The following is an 18,203-nucleotide window of genomic DNA, read 5'->3' on the forward strand; positions in this document are numbered from 1 at the left end:
TTGCGAGCCCAGCGGTGAGCGCAATCCTCAATCCGCGAGATCCACCGCGATTCGCCAATCGGCGAGTTCCTGCGACCACTTGGCGGACCGTGCGAGACGGAATCTCTACGCTTGTCGCCGGGTCGGCGCGGTCAAGGACATCCTCGAGCGAATCGATGCGCATCATTCCTCCTGAAGTCGTGCCGTCACTAATACGTGTCCGGTCAAACGCGAACTGTCCAAGTCGCGATCAACATGATGCCTAACTCACTTCGCCAGCAGTCCTCCTCGACCGATACTGATGGCCTTGGTCACCGGTGGTGCTGTGCGATGTCGGCCGGAAGAATCTCGATCTCACTGCCGCAACCCGCCCACAGCGGAACTGCTCCGAAGAATTGATCAGGCGCGGGCGTCGACCAGATGTATGCGTCGCTCGCGCGGTCGCTGCGGCAGAAGCGTCGCCACGACTGCCACGATCGCTGGAGGTGCGAGCAGCCAGTTGCCGATAAGCACGATGGACGCGACGGTCACGACCGCCAGCAGAATCGCCGCGACGGCGGAAACCCTCGACCGGGCGCGGCCGCGGACGACTAGGGCGTGTCTCCTAACCGTTTGAGCCAGAGGGTGATGGCTCTGAGGACTGCTCCGCCGCGGTAGGTGAGGGCGAGTTTGTCGTATCTGGTGGCGAGTCCGCGCCATTGCTTGTCTTCGTTGAAGCCGCGTTCGACGACGTTGCGGCCCTTGTAGTCCTCGAGGTCGTAGCTGACAGGTCGGCCGCCGCGAGAGCCACGGCGCTGACGGTGTCCTTGCTGATCGGATGGCTCGGGGATCACAGCGACGATGCCGCGGTCGCGGAGATGCTGCCGGATCGCTCGGGATGAGTACGCCTTGTCGCCGCGGACGCGGTCCGGTCTGGAGCGGGGCCTGCCCGGTCCGCGCCGGCCGACTCTGAGGTGATCCATGAGCACCGGGAACATCGGCGCATCACCGGCCTGGCCGGGACCGACGAGCACGACCAGCGGCAGCCCCCGGCCGTCGACGAGGTGATGGATCTTCGTGCTCAATCCGCCGCGTGACCGGCCAATCGCGTGATCAGGCGGCTCCTCGCGCAGATTCTTGTAACTCGATAGAGCCCCCTGTGTCGCGCGGGAGATTCGTCGCGTGCTGATGAGCACGGTTGATGGTGGAGTCCACGCTGACGGCCCAGTCGATCTCGCCCGCGGCGTCCGCGTCAGCGAGGATCTCCGCGTAGATCCGATCCCAGGTGCCGTCGCCGCTGAACCGGCGATGACGCTTCCACGCCGTCTGCCACGGCCCGAACTCCGCCGGCAGATCACGCCACGGCGAACCCGTCCGATACCGCCACACGATCCCCTCCACCACCCGACGGTGCTCCTGGAACGGCCGACCGCCCTTGACCGAAGCAATCGGCATCAACGGCTCGATCCGAGCCCAAGCAGCATCCGAGAGAGTACGAGTACGCGACACACTCCTACCCTGCCCTCGACCCCCCAAGGAGCTTAGGAGACACGCCCTAGTGGCGCGACGGTTGCGAGCAGGGCCAACACCATCCCACCCACGAAATAGGGACTTAGGTTCACAAGGTTCTGAAACCCGTTGGTGGTGGTCGACGTGATCTGTCCGTCGTCGCCGAGGCTGGTTGCCGTGTAGCTGGGCAAGAATCCAATGACGACAGTCGCGGTCATCACTAGACCTAGCGCGATGAACTGCAGAACTCGCCTCGCGTTCAAGTACTTAGCTGTCTCGTCACTGCTCGCCGGCTCGAACTCGGACATCGTCTGCTCCGCGACGTCGGCGGGTGAGCCGAGACGGCGGAGCACGGTGCTGATGTCGTCACCGCCGTCCAGCGCGTCGAGGATGTGTGCACGCAGGCCGTCGATGATTTCAAGCCTGTCGGCCGGTTCGATGGAAGCTAGTTCATGCTCGACAGCCCGCAACCACGCCTGTCCCTCGGGCGGCATCATGTCCTTCATCATTGCGCGCTTACCTCTTCCATCGTGCGGTCCACAGCATCACGCATCGAGGCCCATGAACTGCGAAACATAACGAGCGCCTCTCGGCCTTGAGCCGTGAGTGTGTAGTACTTCCTCGGTCTGCCGGCGTCCGAAGAGATCCACTCGCTCTCCACCAGGCCGGCGGCCAGGAGCCGTGCCATCAGTGGATAGAGCGTGCTCTCATTGCCGATCAGCCCATCGGCTTGGAGGCGGTTGGCGAGGGCCAGCCCGTAGGTCGAGCCGCTGTCGAGAATCGCCAGCACACAGAACTCCACGAGCCCCTTGCGGAGGTTCGCCGTGACTCTCTCATTGCTGACCATGTAACGCATGGTATAACGCATCGCATGGTTTGTGTATCGTCGTGCATGCGACTTGCCGCAGGCCAAGAGACCTGGCAGCCGGACCGCCCAGCTCGATAACGAAACATCCACGTGGACCTCGTGTGGACAACTCGCCCACGAAATGAACCTTTCAGACGAATCCCTACACCAGCGCTCTCGTCAGAAGAGAGGCAGCGGTCTGTTCTCTTCGAATCCCATGGACAATCGGGATCGATGCGGACATGAACAGGGTGAACGCATTTCGGCGAGGAAGGTGAGCCCCCATGAACGACACCGAGTTTGAGACGTTGCTACGTGAGTCATCGCCCGAGGTCACTACTCCTGTGGGCTTGGCCGCTTCTCAGGGACGGATACTCCGCGAAGCGCGCCAGCGTCGTGGACGACGCGTCCGAGTGTGGGTAGCCAGCCTAGGGGTATCGGTGTTGCTCATCGGCGGCGGGTCCGCTGCGATGGCTGGCGCCGGCATGGAAACACCGTGGGGCTGGGTTGCGGATAACGTGTTCTCGTTCTCCAACGGTGCAGAGCTGTGCTTCGCCGGAATGCAGGTGAAGTTTGAGGGCGTGAGCGAAGACTCCGACATCGTCCGCGAGGCCCGCGACTTCATAGCAACCTTGGACCTGGACACGCTCGACACGAGCCAGGCAGAAGCCGACCGGCTTGACGGAAATCGTGACGCGACAGACGATGCCGGCAACAGCAGCCCCGTCGAGATGAGCGACGCGACCATCCGCCAGCTGGCGCTCTCGGAAACGGTCTCAAGGCTGATGTGGGATCACCTCGAGGCTGCGGGTTATCCGATGGATCCCAGTCCGATCAGTTTCTACACGCGTACCCAGGGTTGCAACGAATGAGCGATGCGAAGACGACGGACGCCTTCGATCGAGCAGTGACAGCCAATCGAGGTGCTCTGTTGAGCTATTTCCAGCGGCGACTAACTAACCCCGCGGATGCCGCGGAAGCCTTCGGCGAGCTGCTTCTGACCGCGTGGCGATCACGACGGCGCTTGCCTGTAGAGGACGACGCGGCACGAATGTGGCTGTACGGCGTTGCGCGCAACGTGCTGCGCAACGCACACCGCACGCTCAGCCGACGTTCTGCCGCGGCGCAGCAGTTCAAAGATCAGCTTGCGACTGCTGCGGCGCACGTGCCAGACCCTCTCCATGAGGAACTGAGGAATGCCATCGCCTCCCTTTCGGAAGATGACGCAGAACTTGTGCGCCTGGTCTATTGGGACGGCCTCCCGTCGCACGAAGCCGGCCAGGTTATCGGAATCAACGCGTCGACAGCCCGGTCCCGCCTGTCGAAGGCGAGAAAAGAGATCCGAGCAATAATCGAGCCGAGCAACGTCACGGTGGGAGATCGCGATGTGTGAGCCAAGGCCCGCCGACATAGAACTACCCGATACCCAACCGATTGCCTCAGCGGGGTGGCCACGGAAGCAGTGCAACGCGCAGCTGCCGAGTTCAGCACCGGCGCAGCTTGTCCGCGCTGAAGACACTGCACCGACGGAAAAGGTCACAATCCCCACGAGGACTCAGGGTCCGGGCTGGGGTTCGCTCTCAGTGAGGTCGACGAACAGTTCGCGTTCCGGCGCGGCGTGCGCGGAGTCTTTGGGGGGCGATTCGATATTGGGGCGAAGTGCGTTGGATTCTGCTGTGCCGTGCTCGACGATCTCGATGATGACCGAATCCCATCGGTAGAGGTCTGTGCCAGCCGGGGGTTGTTGGGATGTGATGTAGAAGAGTCCGGGCCACGCGAGAGCCCCGATGGGTGGACCGTCTGGGTCTGGGTTGGCTAGCGTCACGCCAGCAGCTGAGGCGACGTCGCGGCCGATGTGGAAGGGCATTCCGACGACGTCGGGGACGGTCACCCTGTCTGCCATACGTTCGGCCATGCATCTGACGCTACGCCGGTCGACCCGATCTGACGAGACCGGAACTTCTGCCGTCGCTTCGCCCCGCGTGCGGGCCGGGACCCGCTCTGGTGTTGTGGATGCCGATTGATTGAAGATGGAGCGAGTCGATTCTTGGAGGAGCATGCGATCTAGCGAATTGATGCCCGGCAACCCGTGGCCACACGACATGCAGATCACCGTCGAGGATCGGCCGAACGCCCTGTTGGAGCTCCTCTGGATTCGTGAGGCTTACGAGCTTGAACCTGTAGGCGTTGACCTGCCACCGACGCTCTCCGATACACCTGCCGTCGTGCATGACGCTGTCCTGACGGATGAAACCCGTCTCGCATGGGAGTCAGCATGGTCCCGCGTGTGGGCGGCGGTCCTCGCTCACGCCGCGAAGGAACACGACCCGCAGTTGTTCGCCGAGCTGCACAAGACCGTGCCAGGTTCGACGGAACGGGTGGAGATGCTCCACGCTGTGGTGGGGCCGACCGGGCGAGAGGAATTCGGCGACGAGCCGTTCGACACTGCTTCCTACAGGGAATGGTCACGACGTGGGGTCGACGCCCACCGCGCGAAGCGTCCCCGTCAGCTCGACGATCACCCCGAGCGTCGCGACCTCACCGCCCTCATCCCGGCGTGGAAAAAGGGACTCACGAGAATCGTCACGATCCCGTGCCGCGGTTCGTACACGCGCAAGATCGGCGTGAACGCCCTGCTTGTCACCGACGAAACACGCGACGACAGCGATGCATACCGGCACGCCCTCGGCGCATTCGTCTGACTTAGTAGCGCGCTTAGGCTGGGCTGAGAAGCGCCCGGCGCCGTATGCCTGGGGTGGCTTCAAATCCCTGCTCTGATGGAGACTCGTTGTCATGCAGATCGTAGGAGTGCTCCCGGAGGACGCCCCAGATCCACGGGTGGAACAGTGGCAACGCATCGCGCATATGCCGTTCCTCATCTTCGGCTTCGTTCCGCAACCGACCCTCGAGGAGTTCGGCCCGTCACAGTTCGGTACGGGGTCGGATGGCGCCGGCGTACGCGACGGGTCCGTTGCCCTCGGCTACACAGTGATCCGCCACCCCGAGAATCGATCAGACCCTGCAAATCTGGCTGAGCTTGACGACGAACTCCTAGCGATGCTGGACGAGGTGCCACCGCATCCGCGTCCCAGGTGGCTCATCGAACAGACCGACCGGCTGCGGTACCCGATGCTCTGGCAAGCGGTGCGAACGAGCTGGCACCGAGACGCGGATCAGCGACCCTCGATTGGTGAAGCGCTGGTTGCGCATGCCAGTTCCGTACTGAACCAGTCCTTCCGGCGCGAGAGAGGACTCGAGGGCAGAATCGGCGGCCTCCCGCCCGCCCCCGACCTCACCGTGGCCGCAGTACAGAACGACACGGTTCTCCTCGTCGACGGTGTCGAGCACCGCGCCGCACGCATCGACACGGATCCACACGTCTTCGTGGTGGGAACAGCCTTGGATGACTCCACCTTGGTCAGCGTGGTCGTGAGTCGGGACGAGCTCGCCTATGTGCGTATCGAGCTGCAACGCCGATCAGTCTCGACGAACGTCCGGTAACGGATCCCTCACTGGGATCGACCTTCGGCGCCGGTCGACCCGCCCATATGCAACAGACAAATCTTTCCGTTCGCAGATCGCGTCGAGATCGAGCTGGCGCGGGCGGGAGGCCGAATACGCGCGGGCTTCGTCCGCTGAGACCTATGTCTTGAGTATTCGCTCTTCTGAGGGCCACCGATATTGCGGCCGAGGGCCGGTCGCGCAGTGACGGGATCGCTTCGTTGGAGGCCACCAAATATTCGGGTTCAGGGCCATCGTTTCTAGGCTCCTTCTGCCGCGCGGACCTATCGCGCGGCAGAAGGAGTAGTTCGGATGGTACGCAGGATCAAAGCGAAGCTGGTGCTGAGGCTTCGCGCAGAAGGATTCACGGGGCGGCAGATCGCCGCGCAGGGCATGTCCCGCACGAGCGTGGCGGCAGTCATCGACGCCGCTGACCGGGGAGGGATCGGCTGGGACGACGTCGCTGATCTCGACGAAGCCGAGGTGTATGCGCGGCTGTTTCCGGGGCGGGGTGAGCATGACAGTGTTCACGCGCAGCCGGACTGGGAGCGGGTGCATCGTGAGCTCGCCCGTGTCGGGGTGACGCTGAAGCTGTTGCACGGCGAGTACGTCGACGCCTGCCGCACCACGGGATCGACGGCGATGGGGTACGACCGGTTCTGCAAGACCTACCAGCAGCACGTGCTGATCGCCGGGGCCGCGTCGCGGGTCGGTCACAAGGCCGGGCAGACGGTCGAGGTCGACTGGTCGGGCAAGACGATGCAGCTGACCGACCCGGTCACCGGGAAGCAGGCGCGGGTCTACGTGTTCGTCGGCACGCTGCCGTTCTCGAGGTTCGCGTTCGTGGAGCCGACGCTGGACATGAAGCAGGACACCTGGTTGCGCGCGCACGTCGCGATGTTCGACTGGTTCGGCGGCAGTGTTCCGCGAATCGTGCCAGACAACCTGAAGACCGGGGTGCTGAAGCATCCCGCGGAGGGCGAGGTGGTGCTCAACGACGCCTATCGAGAGCTCGCGGCGCACTACTCCGCGGCGGTGCTGCCCGGCCGGGTGAGGAAGCCGAAGGACAAGGCGAGCGTCGAGAACACCGTCGGGAACATCGCGACTTGGGTGATCGCCGGACTCCGGGATCGGCAGTTCGCGACGCTGCCGGAGCTGCGGGCGGCGGTCTATGAGCGGGTGGCCGCTTTCAACGCGGAGCCGTTCCAGAAGCGCGCCGGCTCGCGGCTGGGCGTGTTCGAGGGTGAGGAGAAGCCGCTGCTGCGGCCGCTGCCGCAGGTGCCGTTCGAGATCTCGCGGTGGTTCTACGGCCGCCGGGTGCAGAAGAACGGGCACGTCGTGTTCGAGCGCAACTTCTACTCCGTCCCCTACGTGAACATCGGCCGTAGCGTCGACCTGCGCATCACCGACACCACGCTGGAGATCTTCGACGGCGATCAGCGCCTGACCAGTCATCTGCTCGCCCCGGTGGGGGCCTCGAACGAGTACCGCACCCACGACGCGGACCTGCCGGGCAGGCCCCGCTACCGGCAGTGGGACGCCGACCGGGTTCGGGAATGGGCAGCCCGGATCGGCGAGGACACCACGACGGTGGTGAACCGGATCTTCGAATCGGTGCCCGTCGACGAGCAGGGCCTCGACGCAGCCCTGGCGGTGCTACGGCTGACGCGCCGCTACTCCGCGGCCCGGGTGGAAGCAGCCGCCGGCATCGCGCTCGCATCACGGGTCCGCTCGCCGCGCTACGCGCACCTGCGGCCCATCCTCGAATCGAACCAGGATCACCCCGACGGCAGGAGCCCCTGGTCGGAACCGGCGATAGCGGAGCCCGCAGGCTACGTCCGCGGGGCGGACTACTACGCGGGAGGCGCCCGATGAGCCGGCTCGACTCCGAGACGAAGCGGAAGCTCCGGGAGATGGGCGTCGCGTCGCTGGTCGACGCGCTCGAGGTCCAGGACGACACCCTCACCCTGGGGATGGTGTTCGAGGAGCGCGTGAAACTGGCCGTCGACGACGCCCACGCCGCGTTCAGCCACGCCAAGGTCGAAGGCCTGATCCGGCGGGCGGGACTGCGCTACCCGAACGCGGACCTGCGCCGCCTCGACCTGCTCGAACAACGCGGCCTGGACCGCGGTGTGATCGCCCAGCTCGGCACCTGCCAGTTCATCACCCGTCAGCAGAACGTCGTGTTCCAAGGCTTCACCGGCTCCGGGAAGAGCTACCTCGGATCCGCGCTGGCGAAGCAGGCCTGTCAGCACCGCTACCGGGCGCACTACATCCGCATGCCCGACCTTGAAGAATCCTGGGCCACGGCGAAGGACAAGCCGGCAGGGAAGGAGAAGTGGTTGCGCAAGTACGCCGCTTTCACCCTCCTCGTGATCGACGAATGGCTCCTGGACAGCCCCGACGACAGCGTCCGCGGCATGCTGCTCGAGCTCCTCGAACGCCGCTACGACGCCTCGTCGACGGTGTTCTGCACCCAGTACGCGAAGAAGGACTGGCACCAGCGCCTCGGCTCCGGAGTCCACGCCGACGCGATCATGGACCGCATCGTCCACAACACCATCTGGATCGAGACCGGCGACGTCAACATGCGCGAACACACCGCCACGACGAACTGAGCCCAGCCGGTGAGCGCCACCACCCACCCCGGGTGGCGCTCACCGGCAATACTCACTGGCCCCGAATCCCAATATCGAATGGCCCTGAACCTCAATATCCAGTGGCTCTCAAGAGTCCAAATACTCAGCTCGGGCGATCTCGATCTCTTGCTGTGTGGCGGTCGAAAGACCGGCGACCGGTCGACGCGGGTCTAGAGTCACACCGAGGTCCTTGAGCACGGCTCGTGCTTCGGTGACCATCTGCCGCGTCGCGACACGGCCGCCCCGCGTGGGCAGGCGTCCGAGGAACATGTTCTCGGCGACGGAGAGTTCAGGGATCATTTTGATCTCCTGATGGATGATCGCCACCCCGGAGTTCAACGCCTCGAGCGGACCGGTTGGCGCGTACGGCTGTCCATCGATCGTCATCGACCCTGCATCGGGTCGCTTGATCCCCGCGATGATGGAGCTGAGCGTCGACTTCCCGGCGCCGTTCTCACCGATCAGCCCGACGACCGACCCCGCCTCAATCGAAAAATCGATTCCATGCAGGACAGTGGTGTCGCCGTAACGCTTGGTGATGCCGGTTGCGGTGAGAACTCGCTTGTTCGTCGTTTCGCTCATGACCTTCTACTCCTCTGGCTTGCCGGCTCCAGCAACAGATCCGGAGCCGGCAAGCCATTCATGGATGGGTGGGATATCAGCCCTGCGAGCCGAAGTACTTCGCGGCTCGTGCTTCCTCGAGGTTGTCCTTCGTGACCAGAATCGACTCCTGGATCTGGTCCTTCTGAATGTCCGCCTCTTCACCGTTCATCGCTTTGATGGCATTCTGCACGGCGAGCTGACCCTCGAGATACGGCTGCTGGCTGATCGTCGCGGAGATCGCGCCCTTCTCGATGGCGTCGTACACGGCGGGGAACCCGTCGATCGTGACGACACTCAGGCCGCTGCGACCGGCAGTCTCCGCGGCGCTAGCAACACCCAGAGCCATGTCATCGTTCTGAGCGAAGACACCCTGCAGATCTTCGTTCGCGGTGAGGACGTTGGCGAAAACGCTGACGGCCTTGTTCTGATCCCAGTCGGCGCTAGTGGTGCTGACCACGTTGATGTCGGGGTTCGCGTCGAGCGACGTCTGGCAGCCCTCAGCGCGCTGCATCTGGGTGGACGAGGCCGGGATGCCCTCAACGATCGCGATGTTGCCAGAACCATCGAGCAGCTCCGCGAGATAGTCACACGCCTGCTCGGCCATGGCGACGTTGTCGCTGCCGATGAAGGTCACGTAGTCCCCGCCGGCGGGAAGCTGGTCCACGGCGATCACCGGAATGCTGGCGTCGTTCGCCTGGCTGACCGACGCTCCGCCGGACGCGGAGTCCAGCTGGATGAAGATGAGCGATCCGACACCCTGGCTGACGAGGTTCTGGACCTGGTTGACCTGAGTGGAGCTATTGCCCTGCGCGTTCAGGATTACCAGCTCATAGCCCTGCTTCTCCGCCTCGTCTTCCATGCCTTCCTGAACGGCGGCATAGAACTGGTTGACGAACGACATCGACACGCCGATCTTCTTCTTGGTGCCATCGCCGGAGCCGCTGTCTCCGCCGTCGCCTCCGCTGGAGCAACCTGCGAGAGCGAGAACTGCTGCTGTGGCGAGCGCGCCGATAGCAATGGCGATCGGGCGTCGCCTGTTGTATCCAAATCGAATCGACATCGACTCTCTACCTTCCTTGGTAAGGGACCTCACCCATCGGGTGAGCTTTGTAGGGCGCAGAGCGCCCTAGTTATAGGAGCGTGTACCCGCCATCGACCACGAGGTCCACGCCTGTGCAGTAGGACGCTGCATTCGAGAGGAGGAAGACCGCTGGCCCCACCATCTCCTCCGGTTCAGCGAAACGACCCGTCGGGATCTTCTCGCTGATTTCCTCGCGCATTGATGCGACTTCGGCGCGAGCGTTCATGGGGGTCAAGGTGAACCCGGGCGAGAGCGCGTTCACGCGAATCGAGTGCGCGGCCCATTCGGTGGCGAGCGAACGCGTGAGGTGCGCCACGGCGGCTTTCGAGCTGTTGTAGTGCGCCTGGAGCATCTCGCGGTGCGAGACGATGCCGCTGATCGATGCGAGGTTGAGGATTGACCCTCCACCGGATGCCATCATTGCGCGGGCCTCAGCCTGGCAACTCCTGAAGAGCCCAATCACATTGATCCTGTAGAGACGCTCGAACTGCTCCGCGCTGAGTTCCAATGCAGGCGTGGCCTGAGCAATGCCCGCGGCATTCACCGCCAGTGAGAGGGGCCCGAGCGCATGCACGGTCTTCTCGACCGCGGAAGTCATGCCGTCTTCGTCGGTGACGTCGGCGGCAATCGCGAGCGAGCCAACGCCCATCTCAGCCACGCGCGCGGCAGTCTCAGCGGCTCCTTCTGCAGCGAAGTCCACGATCCCGACGTTCGCGCCACGTTGGGCTAGACCCAGCGCGATCGCCTTACCGATGCCAGAGCCACCGCCCGTGACCACGGCGGTCTGGCCGGCCAACGTGAAGAGGTCAGCCGTGATGGGGCTCGGCTTCACTGCCTTACTGGCCATCTTCGTTCGCTTCCTTGCGGGTGACGCCATGTCGCTGTTTCCAGGACCTCAACGCGTCAGGTGGTTGATTACCTCGGAAATATAACTCAGAAGCTGAGCTTCTGTCTACTAAATCGGACAGACTGTTCATAAATTGGGTTTTTCTGGTCCCAGGGCGCTAGACGGCAAGTCCCCCCATCTGTAGAGTTTGTCCAGGAAATGGAAGGACGACGGTGTCGCCAACGACTTTGGATGCTGACGGCGCAGGCATGAGCGCGGTCTCAAAGGCCACCCGAGTCCTCGAGCGACTCGCGTCTCGCGGCGAGCTCACGGCATCGGATCTGGCTTCGCAGCTGAACGAGCCGATCACGACCGTCTACCGCATGCTCAACAACCTTGAATCGATTGGTTGGATAGAGCGAAGCGGCCGTAAAGGCGCCCCCGCCCGACTTGGCGTTGATCTGATTGCCATCGGACAGGCGATCGCCTCGACACTGGACTTGCGGGCGGTAGCGAGGTCGTCGCTCGCCCGTCTCGCTGATGCCACTTCGGAGACCGCATATCTTTGCGTCCCAGACGGACAACGAGCAGTGTGCATCGAACGAGTCGACGGTAAGTACATCCGAACAGCCGAGCTGGCGATCGGCGGGTCCTTGCCACTTCATCTCGGAGCCGGTCCTCGTGCGATCTTGGCGTTCTCTTCGGACGAGTTCCGGCGGGCGTACTTGAGAGCGCTCCGCGGATCACAGTCGAATCCGATAACCGAGCCCGATGCCGCACGTTTGGAGTCTGAGTTGAGTCGGATACGCGAGACTGGCCTCGCCGAATCAGATGGTGATATTACTGCCGGGGTCGTGAGCGTAGCGGCACCCGTGCGAGACCATCGCGGAGTTGTCACAGCCTCGGTCACCTTGAGTGCTCTCAAGGTTCAGGAGAACTTCTCCGCCGCGGAAGCGTTCGGGGAGCTCGTCCGGCGCGAAGCCATGGACGTGTCATCGTCTCTTGGGTACCGCGATGCCTAAGCCGGACAAGCCGAGTCGAGTACTTACCTCGCTCAAATCAGCGGTTGAGGTCCTTGCGCGGTCCGGGCCCATGACGCCACCTGAACTGGCCAAAGAGATCGGCATTCCGCGCCCCAGCGCGTATCGGCTGCTGGCGGCACTTGTCCAGGACGGACTCGGGACTCAACTGCCTGATGGCACGACTTCCCTCAGTACCAAGTGGCTGTTGTTCGGCGACCGTGCACTCGCTACGGCAGCACCCTGGTTCCATCGAGATGATCTTCTCCGTGAGCTGCGCGACCTCACCCACCTGACGGTGTTTCTCAGTGTCCCGCGCGAGCACCGAACTGTATGCATTCGGAGGCTGCACGGCCAGGGTGTCCAGGTTCTGGTTCTCGAACCCGGCGGCAGTCTGCCGCTTCATCTTGGAGGCGTCGGACGAATCACACTCGCCTTCGGCCCAGAAGATCCTGGGGCGTACCTCGATGCGCACCACCCCGAGCGTCTGACCAGCAACTCGCTCGAGAGTAAGAACGCGATTCTCGCTGACGTCACGTTGAGCCGCGAGCGTGGCTACTGCGTCTCCGACGAAGACGTGACGGTCGGGGTGGGTGCCGTTGCTGCACCAGTCCTTGATCCGTCGGGGGGGTTCCTCGCGGCGCTATCGGTGGCAGGCCGGCGAGCAGACGTCATCGGACGAGAGGCGCAGCTCGTCGAGGCGCTGCAGGATGTCGCCTCTCAGATCGGGGAATCTGCGGCTACGGAGTGATGGCGTCGACGTAGCCACCATCGACTCTGATCGCGCCGCCTGTCGTCGCGGACGCAAGGTCAGAGCTGAGGTAGACGATCATGTTCGCGACCTCTTGCGGGCGAATCACCCGCTGAATGAGCGACAGCGGGCGATGCTCTCTCATGAACGCTGCCTGGGCTTCGCCCCACGGCAGCTCGTCCCCCACAAGGCCGGCCGCGAAAGTGCGCAGCCCTTCCGACTCTGAAGGACCGACAATCACCGAGTTCACGGTGACCGACGACCCAGCGGTTGCCTTCGCAAAGCCCCTAGCCACGGCGAGGAGAGCGGTCTTGGAGGCGGAGTAGTGCACCATGTCCTTGGGAACCGACACAGCAGCGTCACTCGCGATGAAGAGGATTCGTCCCCACCCACGCTCCAGCATTCCAGGTGGGCTGACCCCGTTTCGTAGGTCCAGTCGTTATGAGAGTCGTCCTGTTGTCCGCGGTCGCGGGCAGGGAGACTGGTCAGATCATGACGAACAGCAGGAAGCGTCACACCCCGGAGCAGGTCGTCCGTAAGCTCGGGCAGGCCGACAGGATGCTCGCCGACGGTCAGGACGTCGCGGCGGTGTGCCGGGAGCTCGTGGTGTCCGAGCAGACGTACTACCGGTGGCGGAACCAGTACGGCGGCCTCAAGGCCGACGACGCAAAGCGCCTGAAGGAGCTGGAGAAGCAGAATGCGACCCTGAAGCGTCTGCTCGCGGAAGCGGAGCTGGAGAAGGCCGCGCTCAAGGAGCTGGCTGAGGGAAACTTCTAAGCCCGGACAGGCGCCGCGCCGCCGTCGATCACCTCAAGCGCAAGCTGCGGGTGAGCGAACGGATGGCGTGCCGTCTGGTCGGGCTGAGCCGCTCCGCGTATCGGCGACCGCTCAAGGGCGACACGGTCGCGGACCCGGATCGGGCGTTCAGGGAGTGGCTGCGCGCCTGGGCGAAGGACCATCCCCGCTACGGGTACCGGCGGGCGTATCACGACGCCCGCGCCGAGGGGTGGGTGGTGAACCACAAGAAGATCCAACGCCTGTGGCGTGACGAAGGGCTCCGGGTCCCGCAGCGGCGTCGACGCAAGCGCGTCGGGTCCTCGACCGTCGACGCGCCGACGGCGGACGCGCCGAACGTGGTGTGGGCAGTGGACTTTCAGTTCGACGCCGACGAGCACGGCCGACCGATCAAGATCTGCTCGATCGTCGACGAACACACCCGGGAGTGCATCGGCGGCCTCGTGGAGCGCTCGATTACCGCCGACCGACTCACCGCCCACCTCGAGGACCTCGTCGCCGCCCGGGGCGCCCCGGCGGTGCTCAGGTCGGACAACGGGCCGGAGTTCATCAGCGAGGCGATGGCCGACTGGGCCGGCACCCGCACCGGCCTGTCCTACATCCCTCCGGGCTCGCCGTGGCGCAACGGGTACGTCGAGTCGTTCAACAGCCGGATCCGCGACGAGTGCCTCAACATCAACAGCTTCTACTCGCTGCTGCACGCGCAGGTCATCATCGGCGACTGGAAGGACGAGTACAACCACCACCGCCGGCACTCCTCGCTCGGCTACCTACCCCCAGCCGAGTACGCTCGACAGTGCACCCATCAAATGGAAACCGACGACTCACAGAACGTCCGGACCGAATGAAGGGGGCGGCTCACAGGCAGCGCCACCTGGGTCATTCGAACTCCCGTGAGGACGTTCGTGTCGAAGTGATCAGCCCAGACCTGGTCCGAGGTCGAGAGAGCGTCTCCGACCTGATAGACGCCAACATTGTTGACCAGAATGTCGATGTTCGGGAACTGTCGTTCGACAGCTCGGGCAGCATCGATGGAGACAAGGTCCGCGACGACACCGTCGAACTCGGCGTTGGGGACTAACTCGCGGAGCTTCTCCAACGCACTCTCGACCGAGTCGACACTTCGCCCGTTGACTCCGACGCAGGCCCCCGCTTCCGCGAGGCGCGCGGCCATAGCGAAGCCCAGCCCCCGAGTCGAGCCAGTGACAAGCGCGCGTCGCCCTCGCAGATCCAGCGAGATCATCGCTCAGCCCTTAGCGGTGACGTGATCGTGCGGATCGCCCTTGCTTGCCCACACCCGTCGATACGATCCACGCACCAGGTCCTCCAGCAGGCTCGGGCCGACCGGCGCCCATCCGAGGTCAGTTCGAGCGCTCGTCGAGTCAACCCGACTGTTGCTGGCCAACGCCACGTCGACCCATCGCTCACCGAGTTCGGCGCGCGCCTCATCGATGTGTACGCCCTCGGCTTCACCCAGTCCGAGCACCTCGGCAATCCCCTCAGCAATCGAACGCATTTCGCATTCGCCCGAAGCAATGTTGTAGACGCTCCCAGGTGCAGCCTTCTCGAGCGCAAGAAGGTAGAACTCAGCAAGGTCATACAGGTAGACATTGCTCCAGCGGTTCTCGCCCGACCCCGCGTAGATAGACCGGCCGGTCCGCAGGGCGTATCGCAAGAGGAGCGGCAGCTGTTCTGACGCTCCATCGCCGTAAACCATCGCCGGGCGAATGACAATCGTCCGGATGCCCTGATCCCTCGCGCCGAGCACGAGCTCGTCAGACTGGTAGCGCGCGGAGACGACCGGGGCGGGAGTGAAACGGTCGGTTTCGCGGTAGACGACTTCAGAGCGCACGCCGCCACCCAAGTCGGTGTACACGCCCGTTCCGCTGGTGCGAATGAAGGGACGCTCGCTGCCGGCGAGCGCGGACAGGAACGCCGCCGTCGATGGGGCGTGATCGGCGGTCGCGGTGTCAATCACACCGTCGTACGACTCCAGATCGAGGGAAGCCACGTCGTCCAGTCCACCCAGGACCGGTGTGATTCCCAACGCAGAGAGTGACTTCGCGCCACTCTCGGATCGAACGAGGCTCGAGACTCTGTGTCCGGCCCGCAAGAGGCGCTGCCCGATGGCCTGCCCGAGGTACCCTGACCCACCCGTGATGAACAGATGCTGACTCACTTTGAGTTCTCCTTAGTAGCTCGCTCCGTTGAAGAAGCTGTCGGTGGCGTCAGTTGCTCGTTCGCAACGACCTCAACTTCGAGGGACTCAAACGCCGCGATCAATGTCTGGACGTGGTGGGAGTCGTCGTGCTCGCGCACGGCATTCTCATCTGCGAACACTTCGACGAGTATGCGCTCGTTATCCGCGGCGCCCGCGTAGATGCCCCAATGCACGAGCCCTACCTCAGCCGCGAAAGCGCTCTGCGCATCCTCAAGGACGGCATCCAAGGCTCGCGAGGCTTGGGGATCAACCCGCAGCCTGACAACTTTGGCGACTGACATGACTCTCCACTCTGCGGGTCGTGTTGCTACGGTTCGCACCGAAAAGCTCCGGTGCCGCGTCCCGAGTGATCAATGTACACTAGTTTCGGACAGTTCGTCCATTTTTCGGTTGGAGCGCTGATGCTTAGACTTGGGATACTCACCAGTGGAGGCGACTGCCCTGGGCTGAACGCGGTTATCAGGAGCGCTCATATCCGGTTGTCCCGCGAGCACCGAGGGCAACTTGTCGGTTTCCGTAACGGCTGGCGTGGTGTCGTCGAAAACGACGTCATACCGGTCTCGGAGGACAGCACCAGAGGCATTGCCGGGCTAGGTGGCACGATCCTCGGAACGTCGCGGACGAATCCGCTCGATGCAGACCCCACCGGCTCCAGGGTCAAACGCGCAATTTCCGACAATTCTCTGGACGGGATTATCGCGATCGGAGGCGAGGGGTCACTCTCGGCCGCGCACGCGCTTGTCCGTACGGGCGTCAATGTTGTCGGCGTTCCGAAGACGATTGACAACGACCTCAATGGGACGGATTACAGCTTTGGCTTCGACACGGCCGTTCAGATCGCGACTGACGCGATGGATCGTCTTCTCACGACTGGGGCATCTCATGCTCGCTGCATGGTCGTCGAGGTGATGGGTCGCGATTCTGGGTGGATCGCGCTGCATTCAGGAATCGCAACGGGAGCTCACGCCGTCCTGATTCCGGAACAGCCGGCGTCCATCGAGCAAGTGATCGGGTGGGTCGAGTCGGCGCGTGAGCGACACCAACCTCCCCTGGTGGTAGTCGCCGAAGGTTTTCCACTCGGCGATGTCGGGGTGGTTGCCGAACGAGGCCACGAGCCCTCCGGACGCCCGCGACTCGGCGGCGTCGGTGAGTTGCTGGCGAGGTTGATCGAGGGTCGGACGGGCATTGAGACGCGAGCCACCACGCTCGGACACATTCAACGCGGTGGGACGCCGACTGCCTACGATCGAGTGCTCGCGGCGAGGTTCGGCGCGGCAGCTGTCGACGCCGCAGCACGTGGCGAATGGGGGCGGATGGTGTCTCTGCGCGGAGAGACCATCGTGACAGCCGACCTCGCGGAGGCAATCGGCTCAGTGAAGAGCATCACCAGCCAGCGTTACCGACGAGCTGCCGTCTGTTTCGGTTAGTCGAACGGGTCCTGACGGACCACATGGTTTAGTCGGTCGACCTTCTATGGGCGGCGACGAGATTCGCGACAACCGCGGCCGCATCCGGACGCGGGCTCGCTCCGCGGCTCCACACGGCGCTAAGCCGTCTGCGGAGATCAACGTCCGATACCCGCAACGCGACGAGCTCACGTGCGGCAACCTCATCGGCGATCGCGAGCGATGAGACCACCGCGACGGCGCCCCCGTAGCGAACGGCGGTGAGAATGGCCGCGGTAGAGCCAAAGCTCGGCAGAGTCGTCGGAAGGCTGATCTTCGCGCGGGCGAAGGCGGCCTCCATCACTTCTCTAGTGCCTGACCCGCGCTCGCGAAGAACCAAACCGCTCTGAGCGAGTTCGCTGCCTCTCACTTCCGCCCAAGATCGCCATGGGTGTGATTGAGAAACGACTGCCACCAGCTCATCTTCGCCGACAAGCGCACTATCGAGACCGTGCGCGATCCGATTGCCCTCCACGAAACCGATGTCTGCTCGCCCGTCGTGAAGCCAATTCATCACTTCTGACGAATTCCCAACACAGAGCGTGGCGGCCGCCGGAGGTATAACGCCGGCAATCCGACGATCCGCGAGCCACCTAGGAACCAGGTGCTCAGCGATGGTCAGGCTTGCGGCGATGCGCAGCGGCGTTTTGGTGAGACTTGGCAAGCACGAGATTCGCTGCGCAAGCTCGCGCGCTGATTCGACGAGCGGAGTCGCCGCGGTCGCGATCGCTTCGCCCGCGGACGTGAGCGTGCTGCCCCGGGCTGAACGCAGAATGATGGACACGCCGAGTGCGTCCTCGAGCCTCGACAAGTTCATGGAGACGGTCGGCTGACTCACTCCGAGGTCGCGCGCGACCGCGCTAATGGATCCAAGTCTTTGAAGGGCTACGAGTTGCCGCAACACTGCGAGGGTCACCCGAGCATCCAGCTCGACCGCGTCGGGTAGTGCGTTTGGATTCTCACCTCCCATAGATACAGTCTATATGCGCGCCAGCCGTTTGACCCTTC

At 63.8% G+C, this 18,203-nt stretch carries 23 protein-coding genes; 10 read left to right on the forward strand and 13 right to left on the reverse strand.

Annotated elements, in window-relative coordinates:
* Nucleotides 1-378 precede the first annotated feature (378 nt).
* From AB2L57_RS15415 to AB2L57_RS15430, 4 genes are all read right to left on the reverse strand, one after another.
* Entirely contained in the window at nt 379-510 is a 132-nt protein-coding gene (locus AB2L57_RS15415) for a hypothetical protein (RefSeq protein WP_409047505.1), read from the reverse strand.
* A 59-nt stretch (nt 511-569) separates the two neighbouring features.
* Nucleotides 570-1,467, reverse strand: a protein-coding gene (locus AB2L57_RS15420) for an IS5 family transposase (RefSeq protein WP_409047506.1) whose coding sequence is annotated in 2 segments (ribosomal slippage) — nt 570-1,131 and nt 1,130-1,467 — 900 coding nt in all. Because the reading frame shifts where the segments join, the coding sequence is not laid out codon by codon here.
* A gap of 32 nt (nt 1,468-1,499) precedes the next feature.
* A complete protein-coding gene (locus AB2L57_RS15425) occupies nt 1,500-1,964 on the reverse strand; it encodes an HAAS signaling domain-containing protein (protein ID WP_409047507.1) in 465 nt (154 codons plus the stop codon).
* Nucleotides 1,965-1,972: 8 nt separating this feature from the next.
* Nucleotides 1,973-2,314 (reverse strand): PadR family transcriptional regulator, encoded by a 342-nt coding sequence (locus tag AB2L57_RS15430; protein WP_409047508.1) that lies wholly within the window; start codon nt 2,312-2,314, stop codon nt 1,973-1,975.
* 284 nt (nt 2,315-2,598) lie between these two features.
* Here AB2L57_RS15430 and AB2L57_RS15435 point away from each other — a divergent pair, with 284 nt between their 5' ends.
* Nucleotides 2,599-3,186: a hypothetical protein gene (locus AB2L57_RS15435; RefSeq protein ID WP_409047509.1), complete on the forward strand. Its 588-nt coding sequence runs from the start codon at nt 2,599-2,601 to the stop codon at nt 3,184-3,186.
* Nucleotides 3,183-3,707: an RNA polymerase sigma factor gene (locus AB2L57_RS15440; protein ID WP_409047510.1), complete on the forward strand. Its 525-nt coding sequence runs from the start codon at nt 3,183-3,185 to the stop codon at nt 3,705-3,707. Before AB2L57_RS15435 ends, AB2L57_RS15440 begins: the two co-directional genes overlap by 4 nt.
* 162 nt (nt 3,708-3,869) lie before the next feature.
* Here the strand turns inward: AB2L57_RS15440 and AB2L57_RS15445 are convergent, their stop codons facing one another.
* Entirely contained in the window at nt 3,870-4,229 is a 360-nt protein-coding gene (locus tag AB2L57_RS15445) for a PASTA domain-containing protein (RefSeq protein ID WP_409047511.1), read from the reverse strand.
* A gap of 115 nt (nt 4,230-4,344) precedes the next feature.
* Here AB2L57_RS15445 and AB2L57_RS15450 point away from each other — a divergent pair, with 115 nt between their 5' ends.
* The 4 genes from AB2L57_RS15450 to AB2L57_RS15465 all read left to right on the forward strand — a co-directional run bounded on the left by AB2L57_RS15450 (nt 4,345) and on the right by AB2L57_RS15465 (nt 8,433).
* Complete coding sequence (locus AB2L57_RS15450) at nt 4,345-5,016, forward strand: hypothetical protein (protein WP_409047512.1); 672 nt, start codon at nt 4,345-4,347, stop codon at nt 5,014-5,016.
* 106 nt (nt 5,017-5,122) lie between these two features.
* Nucleotides 5,123-5,815, forward strand: coding sequence for a hypothetical protein (locus tag AB2L57_RS15455; RefSeq protein WP_409047513.1), 693 nt, complete (start codon nt 5,123-5,125; stop codon nt 5,813-5,815).
* 312 nt (nt 5,816-6,127) lie between these two features.
* A complete protein-coding gene (gene istA / locus AB2L57_RS15460; RefSeq protein WP_409046895.1) occupies nt 6,128-7,690 on the forward strand; it encodes an IS21 family transposase in 1,563 nt (520 codons plus the stop codon).
* A complete protein-coding gene (locus tag AB2L57_RS15465) occupies nt 7,687-8,433 on the forward strand; it encodes an ATP-binding protein (RefSeq protein ID WP_409046896.1) in 747 nt (248 codons plus the stop codon). The genes istA and AB2L57_RS15465 overlap by 4 nt, the downstream gene beginning before the upstream one ends.
* 108 nt (nt 8,434-8,541) lie before the next feature.
* On the opposite strand, the gene AB2L57_RS15470 is transcribed toward AB2L57_RS15465, so the two are convergent.
* From AB2L57_RS15470 to AB2L57_RS15480, 3 genes are all read right to left on the reverse strand, one after another.
* Complete coding sequence (locus AB2L57_RS15470; protein WP_409047514.1) at nt 8,542-9,036, reverse strand: ATP-binding cassette domain-containing protein; 495 nt, start codon at nt 9,034-9,036, stop codon at nt 8,542-8,544.
* A gap of 76 nt (nt 9,037-9,112) precedes the next feature.
* Nucleotides 9,113-9,958 carry a sugar ABC transporter substrate-binding protein gene (locus tag AB2L57_RS15475; protein WP_409047515.1) on the reverse strand — a complete coding sequence of 282 codons (846 nt, stop codon included), beginning with the start codon at nt 9,956-9,958 and terminating at the stop codon, nt 9,113-9,115.
* A gap of 229 nt (nt 9,959-10,187) precedes the next feature.
* Entirely contained in the window at nt 10,188-10,985 is a 798-nt protein-coding gene (locus AB2L57_RS15480; protein ID WP_100809655.1) for a glucose 1-dehydrogenase, read from the reverse strand.
* A gap of 248 nt (nt 10,986-11,233) precedes the next feature.
* Between AB2L57_RS15480 and AB2L57_RS15485 the strand changes: the two genes are divergently transcribed.
* Together AB2L57_RS15485 and AB2L57_RS15490 are read left to right on the forward strand one after the other, a co-directional pair.
* The gene (locus AB2L57_RS15485; RefSeq protein ID WP_100809654.1) at nt 11,234-11,986 is read left to right on the forward strand and encodes an IclR family transcriptional regulator; all 753 of its coding nucleotides are present in this window, start codon (nt 11,234-11,236) and stop codon (nt 11,984-11,986) included.
* Nucleotides 11,979-12,734, forward strand: a complete 756-nt coding sequence (locus AB2L57_RS15490; protein ID WP_100809653.1) for an IclR family transcriptional regulator — start codon at nt 11,979-11,981, stop codon at nt 12,732-12,734. Before AB2L57_RS15485 ends, AB2L57_RS15490 begins: the two co-directional genes overlap by 8 nt.
* Here AB2L57_RS15490 and AB2L57_RS15495 read toward each other — a convergent pair.
* Entirely contained in the window at nt 12,724-13,137 is a 414-nt protein-coding gene (locus AB2L57_RS15495) for an SDR family NAD(P)-dependent oxidoreductase (RefSeq protein ID WP_409047516.1), read from the reverse strand. The genes AB2L57_RS15490 and AB2L57_RS15495 overlap by 11 nt on opposite strands.
* Before the next feature lie 89 nt (nt 13,138-13,226).
* On the opposite strand from AB2L57_RS15495, the gene AB2L57_RS15500 reads away from it, so the two are divergent.
* Nucleotides 13,227-14,377 (forward strand): IS3 family transposase gene (locus tag AB2L57_RS15500; RefSeq protein WP_087132324.1). Its coding sequence is split into 2 segments (ribosomal slippage): nt 13,227-13,497 and nt 13,497-14,377, totalling 1,152 coding nucleotides; the frame shifts between segments, so codons are not numbered across the junction.
* Here AB2L57_RS15500 and AB2L57_RS15505 read toward each other — a convergent pair.
* Genes AB2L57_RS15505 through AB2L57_RS15515 form a run of 3 tightly spaced genes read right to left on the reverse strand, consistent with a single transcriptional unit; the run spans nt 14,335 to nt 16,031 of the window.
* The gene (locus tag AB2L57_RS15505; protein WP_409047517.1) at nt 14,335-14,772 is read right to left on the reverse strand and encodes an SDR family NAD(P)-dependent oxidoreductase; all 438 of its coding nucleotides are present in this window, start codon (nt 14,770-14,772) and stop codon (nt 14,335-14,337) included. The genes AB2L57_RS15500 and AB2L57_RS15505 overlap by 43 nt on opposite strands.
* A 3-nt stretch (nt 14,773-14,775) precedes the next feature.
* A complete protein-coding gene (locus AB2L57_RS15510) occupies nt 14,776-15,708 on the reverse strand; it encodes an NAD-dependent epimerase/dehydratase family protein (protein WP_100809652.1) in 933 nt (310 codons plus the stop codon).
* A complete protein-coding gene (locus AB2L57_RS15515; protein WP_100809651.1) occupies nt 15,705-16,031 on the reverse strand; it encodes an antibiotic biosynthesis monooxygenase in 327 nt (108 codons plus the stop codon). Before AB2L57_RS15515 ends, AB2L57_RS15510 begins: the two co-directional genes overlap by 4 nt.
* Before the next feature lie 120 nt (nt 16,032-16,151).
* Between AB2L57_RS15515 and AB2L57_RS15520 the strand changes: the two genes are divergently transcribed.
* A complete protein-coding gene (locus tag AB2L57_RS15520; protein WP_100809745.1) occupies nt 16,152-17,177 on the forward strand; it encodes an ATP-dependent 6-phosphofructokinase in 1,026 nt (341 codons plus the stop codon).
* Nucleotides 17,178-17,205: 28 nt separating this feature from the next.
* Here AB2L57_RS15520 and AB2L57_RS15525 read toward each other — a convergent pair whose 3' ends face one another.
* The gene (locus tag AB2L57_RS15525) at nt 17,206-18,165 is read right to left on the reverse strand and encodes a LysR family transcriptional regulator (protein WP_100809650.1); all 960 of its coding nucleotides are present in this window, start codon (nt 18,163-18,165) and stop codon (nt 17,206-17,208) included.
* Between the last annotated feature and the right edge of the window lie 38 nt (nt 18,166-18,203).

Source organism: Microbacterium sp. HA-8 (genome assembly GCF_046111165.1).
Lineage (GTDB): Bacteria > Actinomycetota > Actinomycetes > Actinomycetales > Microbacteriaceae > Microbacterium.

Excerpts from the sequence above, each read along its gene's own strand:
- AB2L57_RS15425 (WP_409047507.1), bottom strand. The coding sequence starts at position 1,964 with ATGATGCCGCCCGAGGGACAGGCGTGGTTGCGGGCTGTCGAGCATGAA.
- AB2L57_RS15430 (WP_409047508.1), bottom strand. The coding sequence starts at position 2,314 with ATGGTCAGCAATGAGAGAGTCACGGCGAACCTCCGCAAGGGGCTCGTG.
- AB2L57_RS15435 (WP_409047509.1), top strand. The coding sequence starts at position 2,599 with ATGAACGACACCGAGTTTGAGACGTTGCTACGTGAGTCATCGCCCGAG.
- AB2L57_RS15440 (WP_409047510.1), top strand. The coding sequence starts at position 3,183 with ATGAGCGATGCGAAGACGACGGACGCCTTCGATCGAGCAGTGACAGCC.
- AB2L57_RS15445 (WP_409047511.1), bottom strand. The coding sequence starts at position 4,229 with ATGGCCGAACGTATGGCAGACAGGGTGACCGTCCCCGACGTCGTCGGA.
- AB2L57_RS15450 (WP_409047512.1), top strand. The coding sequence starts at position 4,345 with ATGGAGCGAGTCGATTCTTGGAGGAGCATGCGATCTAGCGAATTGATG.
- istA (WP_409046895.1), top strand. The coding sequence starts at position 6,128 with ATGGTACGCAGGATCAAAGCGAAGCTGGTGCTGAGGCTTCGCGCAGAA.
- AB2L57_RS15465 (WP_409046896.1), top strand. The coding sequence starts at position 7,687 with ATGAGCCGGCTCGACTCCGAGACGAAGCGGAAGCTCCGGGAGATGGGC.
- AB2L57_RS15470 (WP_409047514.1), bottom strand. The coding sequence starts at position 9,036 with ATGAGCGAAACGACGAACAAGCGAGTTCTCACCGCAACCGGCATCACC.
- AB2L57_RS15475 (WP_409047515.1), bottom strand. The coding sequence starts at position 9,958 with ATGTCGTTCGTCAACCAGTTCTATGCCGCCGTTCAGGAAGGCATGGAA.
- AB2L57_RS15480 (WP_100809655.1), bottom strand. The coding sequence starts at position 10,985 with ATGGCCAGTAAGGCAGTGAAGCCGAGCCCCATCACGGCTGACCTCTTC.
- AB2L57_RS15485 (WP_100809654.1), top strand. The coding sequence starts at position 11,234 with ATGAGCGCGGTCTCAAAGGCCACCCGAGTCCTCGAGCGACTCGCGTCT.
- AB2L57_RS15490 (WP_100809653.1), top strand. The coding sequence starts at position 11,979 with ATGCCTAAGCCGGACAAGCCGAGTCGAGTACTTACCTCGCTCAAATCA.
- AB2L57_RS15495 (WP_409047516.1), bottom strand. The coding sequence starts at position 13,137 with ATGCTGGAGCGTGGGTGGGGACGAATCCTCTTCATCGCGAGTGACGCT.
- AB2L57_RS15505 (WP_409047517.1), bottom strand. The coding sequence starts at position 14,772 with ATGATCTCGCTGGATCTGCGAGGGCGACGCGCGCTTGTCACTGGCTCG.
- AB2L57_RS15515 (WP_100809651.1), bottom strand. The coding sequence starts at position 16,031 with ATGTCAGTCGCCAAAGTTGTCAGGCTGCGGGTTGATCCCCAAGCCTCG.
- AB2L57_RS15520 (WP_100809745.1), top strand. The coding sequence starts at position 16,152 with ATGCTTAGACTTGGGATACTCACCAGTGGAGGCGACTGCCCTGGGCTG.
- AB2L57_RS15525 (WP_100809650.1), bottom strand. The coding sequence starts at position 18,165 with ATGGGAGGTGAGAATCCAAACGCACTACCCGACGCGGTCGAGCTGGAT.